Source organism: Nocardia sp. NPDC004722 (assembly GCF_053601505.1).
Map to the genome: position 1 here is coordinate 1 of NZ_JBSGBY010000151.1, position 14979 is coordinate 14979.

General features: G+C 63.8%; 16 protein-coding genes. 12 read left to right on the forward strand and 4 right to left on the reverse strand.

The window, feature by feature from the left end:
* The first annotated feature begins 29 nt into the window (after positions 1–29).
* The 4 genes from ACWELQ_RS17140 to ACWELQ_RS17155 all read left to right on the forward strand — a co-directional run bounded on the left by ACWELQ_RS17140 (position 30) and on the right by ACWELQ_RS17155 (position 4520).
* Complete coding sequence (locus tag ACWELQ_RS17140; RefSeq protein ID WP_452398015.1) at positions 30–353, forward strand: hypothetical protein; 324 nt, start codon at positions 30–32, stop codon at positions 351–353.
* 3 nt (positions 354–356) lie between these two features.
* Complete coding sequence (locus ACWELQ_RS17145; RefSeq protein ID WP_452398016.1) at positions 357–860, forward strand: YbaB/EbfC family nucleoid-associated protein; 504 nt, start codon at positions 357–359, stop codon at positions 858–860.
* 164 nt (positions 861–1024) lie between these two features.
* Complete coding sequence (locus ACWELQ_RS17150) at positions 1025–2341, forward strand: hypothetical protein (protein WP_452398017.1); 1317 nt, start codon at positions 1025–1027, stop codon at positions 2339–2341.
* A 7-nt stretch (positions 2342–2348) separates the two neighbouring features.
* Positions 2349–4520 (forward strand): hypothetical protein, encoded by a 2172-nt coding sequence (locus tag ACWELQ_RS17155; RefSeq protein WP_452398018.1) that lies wholly within the window; start codon positions 2349–2351, stop codon positions 4518–4520.
* A gap of 110 nt (positions 4521–4630) precedes the next feature.
* Here the strand turns inward: ACWELQ_RS17155 and ACWELQ_RS17160 are convergent, their stop codons facing one another.
* Positions 4631–5017, reverse strand: a complete 387-nt coding sequence (locus tag ACWELQ_RS17160) for a hypothetical protein (RefSeq protein WP_452398019.1) — start codon at positions 5015–5017, stop codon at positions 4631–4633.
* 989 nt (positions 5018–6006) lie between these two features.
* Here ACWELQ_RS17160 and ACWELQ_RS17165 point away from each other — a divergent pair.
* From ACWELQ_RS17165 to ACWELQ_RS17190, 6 genes are all read left to right on the forward strand, one after another.
* Positions 6007–6408, forward strand: coding sequence for a hypothetical protein (locus ACWELQ_RS17165; RefSeq protein ID WP_452398020.1), 402 nt, complete (start codon positions 6007–6009; stop codon positions 6406–6408).
* Between the two features lie 33 nt (positions 6409–6441).
* Positions 6442–7305 (forward strand): hypothetical protein, encoded by an 864-nt coding sequence (locus tag ACWELQ_RS17170; protein WP_452398021.1) that lies wholly within the window; start codon positions 6442–6444, stop codon positions 7303–7305.
* Between the two features lie 250 nt (positions 7306–7555).
* Complete coding sequence (locus ACWELQ_RS17175) at positions 7556–8263, forward strand: hypothetical protein (protein ID WP_452398022.1); 708 nt, start codon at positions 7556–7558, stop codon at positions 8261–8263.
* A 37-nt stretch (positions 8264–8300) separates the two neighbouring features.
* Positions 8301–9671 (forward strand): nucleoside hydrolase, encoded by a 1371-nt coding sequence (locus ACWELQ_RS17180; protein WP_452398023.1) that lies wholly within the window; start codon positions 8301–8303, stop codon positions 9669–9671.
* Between the two features lie 35 nt (positions 9672–9706).
* Positions 9707–10534, forward strand: coding sequence for an immunity 49 family protein (locus ACWELQ_RS17185; protein WP_452398024.1), 828 nt, complete (start codon positions 9707–9709; stop codon positions 10532–10534).
* Positions 10535–10658: 124 nt separating this feature from the next.
* Complete coding sequence (locus ACWELQ_RS17190) at positions 10659–11099, forward strand: DUF4189 domain-containing protein (RefSeq protein WP_452398025.1); 441 nt, start codon at positions 10659–10661, stop codon at positions 11097–11099.
* Positions 11100–11139: 40 nt separating this feature from the next.
* On the opposite strand, the gene ACWELQ_RS17195 is transcribed toward ACWELQ_RS17190, so the two are convergent.
* Both ACWELQ_RS17195 and ACWELQ_RS17200 read right to left on the reverse strand, forming a co-directional pair.
* The gene (locus ACWELQ_RS17195; protein ID WP_452398026.1) at positions 11140–11706 is read right to left on the reverse strand and encodes a suppressor of fused domain protein; all 567 of its coding nucleotides are present in this window, start codon (positions 11704–11706) and stop codon (positions 11140–11142) included.
* Positions 11703–12089: a hypothetical protein gene (locus tag ACWELQ_RS17200; protein ID WP_452398027.1), complete on the reverse strand. Its 387-nt coding sequence runs from the start codon at positions 12087–12089 to the stop codon at positions 11703–11705. Before ACWELQ_RS17200 ends, ACWELQ_RS17195 begins: the two co-directional genes overlap by 4 nt.
* Before the next feature lie 180 nt (positions 12090–12269).
* On the opposite strand from ACWELQ_RS17200, the gene ACWELQ_RS17205 reads away from it, so the two are divergent.
* Positions 12270–13844, forward strand: coding sequence for a hypothetical protein (locus ACWELQ_RS17205; protein WP_452398028.1), 1575 nt, complete (start codon positions 12270–12272; stop codon positions 13842–13844).
* 2 nt (positions 13845–13846) lie between these two features.
* On the opposite strand, the gene ACWELQ_RS17210 is transcribed toward ACWELQ_RS17205, so the two are convergent.
* Entirely contained in the window at positions 13847–14398 is a 552-nt protein-coding gene (locus ACWELQ_RS17210) for a hypothetical protein (protein ID WP_452398029.1), read from the reverse strand.
* Between the two features lie 216 nt (positions 14399–14614).
* On the opposite strand from ACWELQ_RS17210, the gene ACWELQ_RS17215 reads away from it, so the two are divergent.
* On the forward strand, positions 14615–14881 hold the full coding sequence (locus tag ACWELQ_RS17215) for a hypothetical protein (RefSeq protein ID WP_452398030.1): 267 nt from the start codon (positions 14615–14617) through the stop codon (positions 14879–14881).
* Positions 14882–14979 lie beyond the last annotated feature (98 nt).

The window sequence follows — 14979 nt, forward strand, 5'->3', positions numbered from 1 at the left end:
CAATCACTGGACGGGGAGGATTACCAGTCATGACCGATAAAGTCGAGGTCGATCCCGAGCTCCTACGTAACGCATCCGCCAAGACCAACCTGGTCAACGACCGTCTGCGCGCGGTCCTGACCGGATTGGAAGCCGCGAGCGACGGCCGGAGCGGGGCGTGGGGCAACGACGAATACGGCCAGAAGTTCGCCAAGGGTGAGAGCGGCAACGGGTATCTCGCCGCGCGCGACAACCTCACCGCCGTCGTCGGCAAGCTCGCCGGAAACACCGATGGCCAGTCCACCGGGCAACAGGATTCGTCGAAGCTGCACGACGGCACCGACAAGTCCAACGCGGACGCGTTCAAGGTCTAGTCCGTGGCCAACGAGTTCCTCAAGGCCGAATTGGCCTCGATGGTCGACGAGTTCCAGGCGCAGGTCGAGATACTCAACGACATCCAGCAGAAGCGTGCACAGCTGATGGCAACCGGCTACGCCTTGCAGAAGCGGGTCACCGTCGTCGTGAACGCCGACGGGATCGTCATCGAAACCCGCTTCGACGACGACCTGGAAGGCCATACGCTCCAAGAGCTTTCGAAGGCGGTCACCGAGGCAGCCCAGGCGGCGTCGACCGAATTGGCCCGCAAAAGCACCGAACTCACCGCACCCATCCAAGAACGTCGTGGCCGGATGCCGAGAATGTCGGACCTCATCGAAGGACTGCCGGACCTCACGGCCCAAATGCCCGAACGCATTCCGGCATCCATCGCTCCCCCGAACGCACCCGAACGACAGCAGCACAGCCAGCCGGTCATGACCTTCACCGACGTCGAGGACCTCGACGACATCACACCCGGGCGGATTCGGGCAGACGACTGGTGAGATGGATCGCGTTTCGCTGTGGGGCTTCATCAAGCACGCGGCGGGCCGAGAGGACACCGCAGCCTTCGAGCAGGGCTCCAATGCGCAATCGATTACACACCAATTGATTCCGATGATGCGCCGGTTCGGGAGGCGATGACCATCTGGCTGGAATGAGGAGTGGCGTGCAACGTCGAAGGCCTGACGGCGAACAGGGGCGAGACACCGAGAGCCGGATCGGGTTGGCGTTGCTCGCGTTGGCTCCCGACGCTGACTGGGAACGGGTCGAATTGCATGCCGCGGCAGTGGGTCCGGCATACCAGCTGCGAATCGCGGCGATCCTGGACGACGGAAGCACCGTGATCCCGGATCCTGCCGCACTGGAAGCGGCGGGGCTCGACGCCATCGGCAGCGCGTTGTTGGAGCTGCGGCGGCTTATGGCGACCTATCGTCCCGGAACGGGAACCTGGTTTTCGATGCGGCTGTGCCTGGACTCTCCAGAGGATTACAGCGCTGCGTACAACTTTCATCACGAACCTGAGTGGAATCCCCCGCTTTCCCCCGAAGCGTGGTTGGCGGATTTCGAAGTCTTTCCCCGCGATGTTCTTCACATACCGGCATGGTTGCGTGCTCATCTCGAGCGCGCACAACCAGGTCAGTGGGCACAAGGCAGCGTCACCGTCGAAGGCTCACAGGATATCGCGGATCAGAGCGAGCTGGCTGATGAGATGACCGCCCTGCTGGTCGAGTCCCTTCCACCCGGCTACGAGATGTTCAACCTGCACTACCGGGCTGTCGGCGACCATGTCGACATGGACAGCAGCCTGGTCGATCTGTTCATGGAGGACATCGACTGGACTCCGCCGACCGATCTGCTCGACCTGGTCGGAAAGCTCCGTGCCGGTATGTATCAGCCGGGGTACGGTACGTGGTTCACCGCTCATTTGCGGTTCGACTACATCTCCCGGCTCGATATCCAATTCGATTGGACGAACGAGCCGGAATGGCGTGAGAACTTTCCCACGCAGTCGGCCTATACGGACGACCTGGTCCGGTATCCCCGGCGACCCGAGTCGGCACCGCCGTGGTTGGAGCGGCGGGCACGCCAGGATGGTCCGGTGTTCCAGATGGCCAGGGCCCACGATGGAACGATCCCGGTGCCCGGGTATCCACAGGGGATGCCCACCTGGGTCGATCGGCCCGAACTTTCCGAGGAAGAGCGAGCATCGATACTCGCGTACCTGGAAAATGCGCCGGTGATCAGAGAAGACAGCGGATTCGACGCAGATCTTCTCGAACCTGAACGTACCCAGGCGATCTCACGCCGGTATCACACCGACGGCGTTTGGATCTGGCCTGCTTCGGTGGCCTATTACCTGCGGGAACACAAGGCACCGCCACAGCGGCCGTTGACCGACCACATTCGGTCCAAGGGTTTTCAGCCCCCGACCGTCGACAAAGCGGCGCTGGCCGCGGCGGCAACTGCTGCCGATCGAGAGTGACGTACCGATGACCGAAGATGCGACGCCACCGGGCTACGACGCCTGGACTCGGCGGCCGGTGATGTTTCTCCCGATCATGCTCGGTGACGAGCTCGTCGGGTATCTGTGGGGCTCCCAGGATGGGAACGCGGCCGGGTTTTTTCCGCATCTCGGGGTCGAGATCAATCGGGTGAAGTCGTCGATCTTCTGGCACGACCGGCTCGGGGAGACGTATCGGATGGGGCTCGCTCCGGCCGAAGCGGTCAGGTACTGGGCGGGTAAGCCCGGTGACGACCGCTTCGGGGAGATCGCGGCCGATGCCGTGCAGGGGGAGGCAGCGACCATTCAGGAGTTGGCGTTGCGGCTGAATCCCGGTGTGCCGCTTGGTGATGGGCCGTGGGTGCAAAACGGAGAGTTTCCGAGCGGTACGCCCGACGATCGTTCCCGCGGGTTCAGTGAGATCGCGCCGCTGCCGACGTCCACCTACTCCGGGGACACCGCCTCTCCGGTGGTCTATTCGATGATCGTGTTGAACGGTGCTGTCGTCGGGTATGTGTGGGCTTCCAGTGGTGGCGATGAAGCCGCCGGCTACCTGCCTCGAACCGACGCCGGTGAGACCGGATTCGTAGCCGGAGGACTTTGGCGAGCCCGCCTCATCGACGCGCATATGGCGGGCAAACCGGCGCTCGTGGCGCTGCGCGACCTGCGGTCGCTTCCCCCGAACGCGCCGGGCACTTTCGGCCTGATCGGTCAGGATCCGGAGCGACACGCGCACAGCCTTGCCGAGCTTCAGCGCCTTGCCGACCAAAAGTTGATCGCGATGGACGAATCCGGCAACCCGCCGCAGCTCGCACGGGTTTACGACGGGAGTTGGCACTTCAGGTCGCCCCCGGCTGTTGAAGGAGCCGGTTCCGGCATTGACTGCGACATAACGAAAGGGATTGATCTGATGGGGAGTTCAGGGTCTCTGAATCCGATCGAACAGCACGAGATGCTGGTCGAGATCACGAGTGAGGTGATCGGGACTCTACCGACGGGGTGGTCGCGGCTGAGCGTGCGGGGCGTGATGCTCGGCGGGATCTCCGAGGCACACACGATCGTCGAGATGAGCGATGGGACGGCCGAGGGCTGGGCGGTCCCGCGGCGTCTGTGGCGGAAGTTTCACTCGTTGCGCAGCGGGATGTGGTCCGAAGGGCTCGGTACCTGGTTCGAGTTCGTCTACATCGTGGATGCCCCGGGCCGCTTCACTATTCGATACAACCGTGACCGGGAACCGCAGTTCCGCAGTCCGGACCCTTCGGAGAACTACATCGCGACCGAGAATCGTTGGTTTCGCCGATCGGCCGAGCACATGCCCGAGTGGTACCGCCGCGGTCTGGACGGGACCTCGATGGAAGAGGCCAGACCACCATCCGGCCCCGCCGTGCCTCCGTGGATGACCCCTTCCGATCCGGCTGAGCAGCGCCGTATCGACGAGGCAGCGGCCGCCCGGATGGGCATTACGGTCGAACGGCTACACGAGATCGATCGGCAGATGGCCGAGGACGTGCGAGCTCGCGATGCAGTTCCGGTCGAAGACAGAATTCTCGACGACAAGCCCAGGTTCAACTCCGGATTCGGACCACTGTCGGCCGAAAATCGAAGTGCTCCAAGGGGAGCCGGTCACCGACCCTTCCTGCCACCTGTACCGCCTCCTCCACTGCCGCCCGTTTCGAACCCTCCACTGCCGCCCGTTTCGAAGCCTCCACTGCCGCCAGCTCCGAAAGCTCCGCTGCCGCCAGTTCCGAACCGTCCGTTCCCGCCAGTTCCGGACCCTCCGCTGCAGCCGGTCGGGATTTACCAGGAAATGTTCCGCAAGCCGCGAACCGAACTTCCGTCCTTGCGCGATTCCTTGACTGCCCGGCCGATCGAGGACCGGGACATGATCGTCGCGTACATGAAGGCGGCTACCCCGATCTTCGATGTACCAGTCGATTTCACCGATCTGCTGGATGTGTCGCGGTCGATCCCCGGCGGCCCGTCACTGGTCTCCGACGGAGTGTGGATCTGGCGCATGGATTCAATCCATTATCTGGAGCACTACCCGCTCGAGATCCCGTCGGCGTTCCTCGGCCACGTCCGAGCTAGAAACTACCGGCACACAACCGCTGTCGACGTCTCCGACAAGAGATTCGACACGGCCATCACCGCATTCTCCTGACCTAACCCGGTGCGGATGTCGTGTGAATTCCGCTGCTGCGCTTGATGAGCCAGGCCGTGGGTAGCGGTGAAGGGGGCTGTGGCGCGCGATGCGATCAACTGATGCAATCCTTATCGGCCTGCGAGAATTTCGCGCATCCAGGACGGAATGTATTCTTCGGATCGTGGATACTGTCGCAGCTCCTGCCGGCAATCCTCGACACTCGGCGGGTTCTCGAATTCTGGCAGGCCATCCTTGTGATACTCGATGTCGAAGAAACCCGGATAGGTCAGCCGATAGGTTGCGTGCAGCCAGGTTCCGGTGTCCGGACGGGACATTCCATCACGCAGTCGAGCGAATGTCACAGCCACATCGTCGGGAGGATACCAACCGCCGAAGCCGCCGTTCGTCATGTGCACCAGGCCCACACAATCGGACTTGTTCCCGATCGATGCGTACTCGAGTTGCAAACGCTGCCATCCCACCGGCAAGGTCGCCTGTACTCGGGCGGTGATCACGGACAGGAGCCTCGATTGACCTTCCATATGTAGTGGCTCACCCATCGAACATCGCTCCTGTCACTGTTGTTCTCATATCTTCACACTGCTGCATCGCCGAGTTGACCCCGAGAGCCATCCGATCGCCTACGAACCCTTTCCATTGCAGATCAAGTGCGCCCGGTTCACGGTCATCGAACCCTAGGTCTGCCTGGAATAAGGGCGAGCCTCCTTGTGCTGTCCACCAACGGCTTTGGCGGACAGCCGATTGATCAGGTCGTTTCCGGCCGACAATGCGTCCGCGTCGTTCGGTGTTCACGGCACGCTGAAACCGACCTGGGTGCCCGCGGGGAGCCTTGGGACGAGTTTGGAATTACAGGTCGAATCGCCGCCCGAAACGGCCTTACCCAGCACCTCGCCACCAGTGGCCGCTCGCACGTCCCAGGTTCCGCGCTGCTCACCCGTCCCGGTGTAGTACGCCGCGACTCCGCGACGGGAGTGCAGAAAGGTGCGGGCGGGTAGCCGAGCTCGGTACCCTTCGCGGTAGGACTGCAGGGCGGGGATTGAGCTGTGAATCTCACGAGTGTTTTCGATGGCTTGGACGATGCTGGGCGCCCGATACTTTCGGCGGCCCGCACCTCCACTCCAGATACCGTTCGAGAATCTCGCCGCTTCGTACAGACGCTGCCCTGGTTTCCGGGGTCGAATCGCGCCGCTGGCAGATCTTGCGCAGCCGGTTCCCCTCGGTCAGTAGCTCCGCGCGGTACCGGCGCGATTCGTCATCCACTACCGGTCCCAACCGCGTCCTCCTACATCCATCGCACGCCAGCTCTGTACGTGCCCACTCAGCCTTACATAGGAGGTGTGGACCTGCGGATACCGAATCGGTCTGCGGCTCAGCAGAGTCCGACACCGCACTCTCGCGAAGCACAGACACTTCACCATCTGATACCGCGGTTGGGCCAGTAGGCTGGGCAGCGTACGAGTCAGATCGTTCGGGGGGTTGCACAATGTCCGGAGTAACGACGGAGTTGAAGCCTGTCGGGATTTACCGCGAGATGTTCAGCAGGGTTCGTGACGAGCTGCCCACGTTGCGAAAGTCGGGCCTCAGCTACGAGATCGAAGATCGAAACCTGGTGGCGGCGTACATGAAGGCGGGGACTCCCATCTTCGACGTGATGGGTAGCTCCACCGATCTGCTCGATCCCGCCAAGTCGATCCACAGTGGGCCGTCGCTGGTCTCGGATGGTGAGTGGATCTGGCGGCTCGATTCGATTCACTACCTGGAGAACTACGCCGTGGAGATTCCGGCCGAGTTCCTGGCTCATGTGCGGAGCCGCAACTACCAGCCCAGTGGCGGTGTCGATGTGGCTGATCCGCGGTTCGATGCGGCGATCTCGGCATACTTCTGAGCAAGTGCCGAAACGTTTCGAGGATGCCTGACCGTGCGGATGCTGTGGTTTATCCCGCATGGGGTGCGGGTGGTGGGGCCGGAGCGGTATACGCGGTATTGGGGTGGGTTTTGTTCGACCTTGAATCCAATTACCCGACGGCAGGCGGCCGCGGTGGTGGCCAAAGAGCGGCGGCGGGCTCGGGAGCTGGTGTCTTTGCTCGAGGGGTTGGGGTTCGTCGCGGTGGAGGAAGGGTCGGAGAGTTGGGGGGCCACCAGGCAGGTGGGTGAGGGGTTCAATCGGTTCGATCGGGCAAATAATGGGCGGTATTTGCATGTCACCGGGAGGTTTGTGGGGCTGCCGGGGAGCTTTGATGAGGTGGTGGAACGGTTTTCGGGGATGCCCCGGCGGGTTGTCTTCGACACCAGCGTGATGGCCCACGTGCGGGGGCGGGAGTTGGCGGTCCAGCTTCCGGATAGGTACGGGCAGAGCGCTCGCATTACCGTCAAGCAGCGTAAGGAATCTCCGGAAACCACGGCGCAGTTGCTGGTGTCCAGCGGGTCGTTCTTCTACGGCTGGGACAACCACGATCCGTTGTGGCGGGTGATGTTGCACGGACGCAGCGAGAACGGCAACGAGAAGCGGGAGCGGGAACGCAAGCGGCTGGGGTTCGGGCGGCAGGCGTGGGCGGTTCATTCGACGCCTCCGGGTGGAATGCGGAAAGTCGAGGCGTTGCGGCGGATTCGGCTGTATCTCGTCGGAGCGGGGGTCGATATCGAACGGATGCGGCTGACGGCGCGGCGGGACGACGGCGGATGGGGCGTGGGGATCGGGGGCAGTCCCGTCGAGTCGCTGCGGGCGTTGTGGATTGGTGATGATGGAACCATTCGCGTGGGAGGGGAGACACAGGGTGGATGAATTGCGGCGGTCGCCTCGGGTGGCGGCGGAGCAGGCTCGCGCGGATCGGGCTGCGGAGATCCGTGGCGAGGCGACAGGTGAGACCCTTCCGCCGTTGGCCGTGGCATGGGCTCACTGGACAGTGCTTGCGGCGGTGTGCGCTGCGCTCAGCCCTGAGCCCGAGGCGCAAATTCTGCCGTCGCAGGCCCGGTTCGAGAATGTGGACGGTGCCGGGAGCACGCTATATCTGATACCCGGCGAGCGAGCGGTTTTGTCCGGCGGATGGCCGGAGGCGTACGCGGACGGCACTCCCCAGCCGAAACTGTATGCGGGAGCGCCGGATTGGGTGACCGACGCCGTGCTGGATTCGCGCGCCGGCACGGGGCAGCTCACCTTCTGCTACTGGTGGGAGGATGAGCAGTGGTTCCGCAGCGCGTTTCCGGACCGCACCGGATTGACGCGCGCGGTGCCCGGCATCTGGTCGATGCAGTCGACCAGGAAGGCCGTCGAGCAGGCGCTCGGACCAGTATCACTCACCGACACAGCCGAATCCGCTGTCGGAACGCTGATTTCGGCCGCGCAGGTCGGCGTGGTCACCCACGAGACTCTGGCTGCCGTGCTCGATCCCGCAGTGCACGATATCGACGCCGCGCTCAACCAATTCACGCTGGCCGGGCTGCGCACGTTCGTGATCATGCCGCCGCTGAGCCGGATCGACGCCATCGAGCAGGTGCGGCGATTCGTGCTCGGCCGTGGGACCGATATCAGCCGCTATCCCCTGGATCGCTTGACCGCCGACCGGATCGACAACGGCTGGATGGTCTACGTACCCGTCGAGCCCGGCGAGATCATGATCGGGCGCGCCATCTACTACATCGCCGATGACGGAGTGGTCGAAGCCGCGTCGTCCTCGGTACCACCGGCGGTGTACATCGCCGGATTCGTGCAGCGGTTCCGGAAGCGGAGCGGGCACGGGTAGACGCGCCGCGGGTCGACAAGAGGAAAAGGAGGGGCGTATGGGTGAGGGCGTGAATCCGATGGAGCCGTCGCGGGCGGAGCTTCGGGAGACGTTGCTGATTGTGGATACCGACATCGGGGGTGATCCGGATGATGCGGTGGCGCTGGTGGTTGCGGCGCAATTCCCCGAGTTGGCGCTGGTCATTACGAGTGATGAGCATGGGGATCGGCGCGCCAGGATGGCTCGGCATCTGCTTGATCTGCTGGGGCGGTCCGATGTGCCGGTCGTTGCTGGACGGGATCTGGGAAATGAGAAGTACTGGGCAGCAGAAGGTCTCGTTCCCGAGGATGTGGTGCTGCCCGGCGGAAATGTGGTCGGGGCGGTGCGGTGGGTGTTGACGCGAGCCGAGGGGTGGGTGCGGTGGCTGGGACTAGGGCCGATGTCGAATCTCGCGGAGGTCGTAGCAGAGATTCCCGATTGCGCTGAACGGCTTGTGGTTACGCAGATGGGCGGCGACTTGGGCGAGCACGGCAGGCCCGAGCACAATGTGCGCCTCGATGTGGATGCGGCCCGGAAGGTGCTGCACGCCGGGTTGCACCTGCGGATCGTCCCAGCGGATGTCACCTTTCATCCAGAGAATGAAATCACCTCGGCCTCAGTCGAATACACGATGCTGGAAGGATCCCGGCCTGCGGGGCAGCTGATTCGGGCGCATCTGGATCAATGGTTCGAGCACTTCCACCCGGGCACGATGCAGCATGACGCAATGGCTCTGGCGCGGGCGCTGGGTATCAAGCAGCTGCAATCCGAACCGGCCGGAGTCGACATCGACCGGTCGGGGAGGATGACCCGTGGGGAGTTCGAGGTCTCCCTGACGCGCACCGCGGACTATCCCGCGTTCAGGTCATGGTTACAGTCGTGGCTGGAAAGCACGTTGATGGCCGAGAAGGCGTTCCATCCGATCATGCTCCGGCAGTCACCGTCGTATTTCCGGTTCCGCAACGCAACCATTCGCCTCGAGGAGCGTCGGCACGCGGCGGTGACCGGCTGGAAGGTGAATATCGACACCGGCGTCTTCGAGCCGGCGGTTTTCGACGACATCACCGATGTCCTCAGGCCCGGAGCCGATCTCGACTACGCAGCGCTCTCCGAGGAAGAATTCGTGGCCGAAACCGAGGAGGCGCGTCGCACATACCTATTGGGCGAGGGGCCGATCTTCGAGATCTACCGACAGATCGAGCAGCTGCTCACGTCAGCCCGACAGGAGCGGCGGCCGCTGACCAGCGAGGAGCGCGCTACGGTCAGGACCTTGCGGCGCACGACTTTCGGCATGTGGGAAGAGGAGTTCGCGCGACGAGCCCTTGGCCAGCCGGCCTCGTTCCAGTATTCGGGTGATGGGTCGTACGGAGAGAAAGGCATTGCCGAATGACCAACAGAGACACGACCAGGCACACCCTCGAGATCTTGGATCCGGAGCGTGAGCAACGGAGTATTGCCAACGGAATTGAGCACCATCTCACCCGTGTGGAGCAGCATCCACGGCGGTTCAAGGACATTCTCCAGGCGTCGATGCGGCTGGCAGGGCTGCGGTCCGCGATCGATCCGACGGCTGGCAAAGTCGAGACCTGGGAAGCGTACGTCCAGGCCATGCAAGCATCCTCGGCGATCTTCACGATCGCCAACAAGGCCGACGGCATGGTCGAAGTTCGTTATGCCGAAAAGACTCTGACGCTGCCATCCGGTGCGACCCGAGGCATCGCCGATGCGGGCAACTGGGTGACGGCCTTCTTCTTCGCCATCATGGGGCGAGATCAGGCGCGTCTCAACATGCTGTGCGACGTGCCGATCGATCTACTGCGCGCATCTGGATCGGTGTACGACGAGTACATCTACCACTGGATCGAGACGCTGCAGACCTATTGGACGGAAGGCACCGATATCGGCACGAAACTCCGGGCCGCCTTCGAAGGCACAGACCCCACCAACGCCAGGTACGCGCCTCCGGATCTCATGCTCCAGATCCTCTACCCGCCAATCGACCTGTTCTATCGATTCCTCACCGAACAGCACGACGAGTTCAACAACAGCCTGGCGCAGGCACTTCAACTGCACGACACGTTTTGGGATTCCGAACACGACGACCGCCGGGACGATCGCACCGGCATGATCGCCGCGGGCCCACTCGCCATGACCTGCCTCGCCTACGACGCCGGGTTCCCGATCGATGTCGAATCCGACTACCTGCCAAGGCATATCGTGCGCCGGTCCTGGCTCGGCGAGTTCCCGACATAGGCCAGAGTGGAGTCCCACTGTGCAGGGCGTGTGATCTCGACCGAAAAGGTGGACATTCCGGTTCCACTTTGGACAGGATCGGCGGGGCTCCGGAGTCGGAGCGATCTCGAGGTGGGGAGTTCTTTTGAAGTCTGTTCTGGTCAAGGGTGCGTTGGTGGCGGTCGCGTCGGCCGCGTTGATGTCGTCGTTCAGCGCTACCGCCAATGCCGAACGCGGGCCGGATGGTTCGTTGTACGGGTCGCTGGCCATCGGGCCGACCGGTAGCAATAACGTGTGGGGCTCGGCAGTGAACTATCCGACGCAGGATTCCGCGGACCGGGCTGCTGTCGCCCAGTGCGGCAGTGACTGCATGGTGGGGATTCACTTCTCGAACGGGTGCGGTTCGATCGCGATCAATCCGGCCAGCGGGTGGCGGGCCTTCGGCAATGGTGCCAATCGCGCGGAGTCCGAACAGAACGCGCTGAGCGCGTTGAATGCCCGGAGCTCGCAGTCGTTCCTGCCTTCGGGGAGCTCGGGTGGAGCGCCGGGACAGGGACAGGTTCAGGTCACCAAGTGCACTGACTGAGGTCGGAACGGCCCCTGCGGCGCAGGGGCTCTCCCAACCATCAGATCGTCGAGGGCCGATTGATGGTCAATATGTTTGCGGCATTGGCCTTCCACGCATCCCAGAGCTCTTCCGGGCTGTTCTCTCCAACGAATTCCGCCTCACGACTGGTAATCGGAAGGAGGGTGATCGTCTGCAGCACAGGGCGTTCGCCGGAGCAGGGGAAGAGGTCGAAGTCGGAGCCGAAGAAGGGGCTGCTGGCTGCGAGCACTCCGCAGATCTGAGTGTCGTCGATCAGCGGGGTCTCGTTCACCAGGATGTCGCCGATTTCAAGCCCCTTGCCGAGCTGGATGATTCGAGCAGCGGCCAGGCCGACAAGATGGTGGGCGAAGCCTTCCTCACCGGTCATCAAGGTGCAGACGAGTTCCTCGGGAAAGAGGGCGTCGACGTCTTGGAATCGGAGGCCGTTCGTCGTGACGGACGTGACCTTGTACTCATCCAGGTCGTAGAACACGAGGTCGTATCCGCGGTTCCGGACACCGTTGTCAGCGGGTTCGGCGTATCTGAGGTTCCCGAGGTACTGAAGGTTGTGTTCCAACAGTCCTTCATAGGGGTTGCGCTCGCTCACGATGGGTCCCGCGCGGAGTTGTTGCGCTGCCGCAGTTCTCGGACGTAGTGGTCGTCGTTCCAGGAGATGTCTTCGTGGTCGGGGGGATCGCCCTTCCAGGAGAAGAACCATTCGATCCAGGCTTCGGTGGGGAGTTCGCTGGAGGTGCCGTCTACTGCCAGGCGGCGGGAGAAGGATTCGGCGGTGGGGCGGTCTACGAGTTCCCAGCGGTCGTCGTTGCGGAAGTCGGCTGTGAAGCGGATTACTCGGCCGGGGTCGTATTGCCACATCTGGATGCGCTGGGCCCAGACGAGGGCGTCGTCGGACTTGTCGGTGGTCACGAAAATCGTGAAGGGTGGGGATTTTTCGTAGTCGCCCTGGTAGACGGCGCGGTAGTAGAGCACGTGCGATCTCCTTCCCCCGGCATGGTGGACACGATAGGGGAATTTGGTCGCGTTGGCGTCGGGGTGGGCGGGCAATTAGGGTCGGCGGCAGCATCGGTCGGGGAGAACCGCTAGTGGGGTTGGGTACGGGCTGTTGCGGGGTGGCAGGGCACAGCTTGGTAGGGAGAGGCACGAGAACACATGGCTTACATGGGGAATGATGGCGGCACGGGTGCGCCCGGGCGTGCAACGGGGAATACCGGGTTGGGTGTCGGGCGGATCACCGGGATCCTGCTGATCGCGGCGGCGGTGTTGACGATTGCGACGTTCTGGATGCCGGTGATGACCTTTGGGCTGCACAGCGGTTCATGGGACATTTCGGTATGGAGGATCGGGAATCGCCATCATGGCGGCGTCCTCAACTACCTTCCTACGCTGCGGTATGTGCTCATAGTGGTCGTCGCCGGTGTGGCGGGGCTACTGCTGACTGTGGGGGCGGGGGCCCGGCGTGGTGTGCTGTTCTGGGTTGCGGCGTTTGCCAGCGGAATGATGCTGCAAACCGCTTCCAGCATCGTGGTCAGCTACGCGAGCCAGTTCGGCGATCATGTCTCGCCCGGGTCGGGGTTCTGGGTGTTTGTTCTGGTGATGCTGATCGCCCTCGCGGCGTTGGTGACCGGACTCCGCGACGCCGTGGTATCGAAACGTGGTGCGGCACCGGCGGCAGGCGGGGCGGCGGATCGGATCGCGGGTGTATTCCTAGTGCTCGCGGTGGCGGTGGACTTCGGGGCTTCGTTCGTACCTGCGGACAGCCGGATGCACTCCCTCACCATCTGGGATGGTGGCGGGTCGGTGCCTTGGCCCGCTGCGCATTTCGCACTGGGGTCGATCGTCGTGGTTATCGTGGCCATCGCTCTGCTCGCGGGGATCGGCGTCCGGAACGCGGGAATGCGAGCGGCCAGCGGGGCCGCGGCCGCATTCGTGTTCACCGGCACATTCGGTGGGCTGATCGCGGTGCTCGCCACCCGGGGTCTCGCCTTTTGGGAGTACCTGGGTGCCGAGTTCATCCTGATCGTGCTCACCCTGTTGCTGTCCGTCGCCGCGACCATCGCGGGGCTGGTGGCCCAGTTGGCTCGACCACGGCTGATGGCCCAGCCGAGAGCGGGGTATTCACAGGGGTTCGCGCCTGTTCACGCGGTGAATCCCTTTGCACCCGTGAACCAGCCTGCGGTGGCCGGTCCCAATCCGTTCGCCGCGGCCGCTGTCGCGCCCAATCCGTTCGCGGCACCGAATCCCGCGCCTAATCCGTTGGTGTCCGGGCCGAATCCAATGGTGCAGAATCCGTTCGCGCCAGCCCAGACCGGGCCCGGCGTAGAGGCGACGGTCAGGATCGAGCCGGAGCCTGCTCGGGTGCTGCCGCCCAGGATGGCGAAGGTTTACGACGGGAAGGATGACCAGGGGCGGCCGGTGGTGAATCGGCCTGAGTTGGAGGGGAATTCGCGGGTGGCGGTGTTGGCTTATCTGGAGTCTGCGCCGATTGTGTTGGCGGCGCGGAGTTTCGATCAGGATGAGTTCGCGCCGGCGGATCGGGATGTGCCGTTGACGTTTCGGACGGATGGGGTGTGGATTTGGGCGGGGGCGGTGTCGCACTATTTGAACAAGCACGGGTTGATGCCCGAGCCGGAGTTGGTGCAGCACATCGTGAGCCGCGGGTTTCGGGTCGGGACGGTTGACGAGGCGGCCAAGGACGCCGCGATCAAGGTGATCACCGGCGGGTGAGGTCAGTCCAGGGTGATTGCGGAGTAGGTGTCGCGGAGGGCTTCCAGGCGGGGGCGGGTGAAGCGGCCGGGCTCGCGGGTATAGGTGGCGCGGCCTTCTGGAGAGGTGAAGGCTGAGGCCGGGATGCGGTCGGCGGTGGTGGGGAGGAATTTGAGGGTTTCCTCCACGGCGGCGAGCGCGGTGGCGAGGGCGTGGCGGGCTGCGCGCACGCCGCGGTCGTCCAGGTCGGCGGTGGAGGCGGGGACCTGGCGGGAGCAGAGGTCGGAATACCAGAGCCAGACACCGGGATCCAGTAACTCCGAGGGGTTGTCGGCGCCGAAGCGGACCGCGTTTGCCGGTGGCGGCAGGATCTCGTCGGGGAGGCGGAACTCGTAGGTGCGCTGGGAGCCGCAGGTGGGGCATTCGCCGGTGTAGCGGCTGGCCAGCACATCGTCGACGGTGATGACCGAGCTGCGGAAGGTGCAGCGGGTTTCGCCGCAGGTGGGGCAGGGTTGGAGGCTGATGTACAGGCGGGCCTCCGCGTTGGTGCGTGCCAGTGGCAGCGTGTCCGGCATACCCGTCCCTTCCCCGGTTCCGGCGATGGGCTCGCCGACTGATCATGAGGATACGAACAATTCCGGTGGCGGGCCGGTCGGGGTCGGCCGACGGCTGTTCACGTTGCGTTCACCGGATGGCCGTGGGACAGTCGATCTTCGACGATCGGCTGACTCGCGAGGGGCATCATGGCGGGAAGATTGAACGCGGACCCGGACCAGGTGCGCAATGCTGCGGTGGTCGCGGAGGAGATTCGGGATCGGTTGCGGCGGATGGCGAATGATGCGCGGACGGCCGTCGCGCCGGGGCAATCGGCCTGGGGCGATGATGATTTCGGCGGCAAGTTCGCCGATGGCGCGAAGGGGTTCGTGACCGGCAGCGACAACCTGATGACGGGCACGGGCAATCTGGCGGACTCATTCGACAACCTGAAGCGGGGACTCGACAAGTCGGCGAAGGATCTCGACGCCATGGAGCACGGCAACCACGACAACTTCGCGTAGGGCGGCACTCCGGATGTCCAGTGACTCGTCGATGAGCGCCTTCATGTCCACCCCCGGCATGAAGACGCCGAAGGTGCCGGTGAGCATGCGCAACAGTT

Bases quoted from the DNA above. Each gene is read 5' to 3' on its own strand.
- ACWELQ_RS17205 (WP_452398028.1), top strand. From the start codon at position 12,270: ATGGCTTACATGGGGAATGATGGCGGCACGGGTGCGCCCGGGCGTGCA.
- ACWELQ_RS17155 (WP_452398018.1), top strand. From the start codon at position 2,349: ATGACCGAAGATGCGACGCCACCGGGCTACGACGCCTGGACTCGGCGG.
- ACWELQ_RS17165 (WP_452398020.1), top strand. From the start codon at position 6,007: ATGTCCGGAGTAACGACGGAGTTGAAGCCTGTCGGGATTTACCGCGAG.
- ACWELQ_RS17140 (WP_452398015.1), top strand. From the start codon at position 30: ATGACCGATAAAGTCGAGGTCGATCCCGAGCTCCTACGTAACGCATCC.
- ACWELQ_RS17210 (WP_452398029.1), bottom strand. From the start codon at position 14,398: ATGCCGGACACGCTGCCACTGGCACGCACCAACGCGGAGGCCCGCCTG.
- ACWELQ_RS17180 (WP_452398023.1), top strand. From the start codon at position 8,301: ATGGGTGAGGGCGTGAATCCGATGGAGCCGTCGCGGGCGGAGCTTCGG.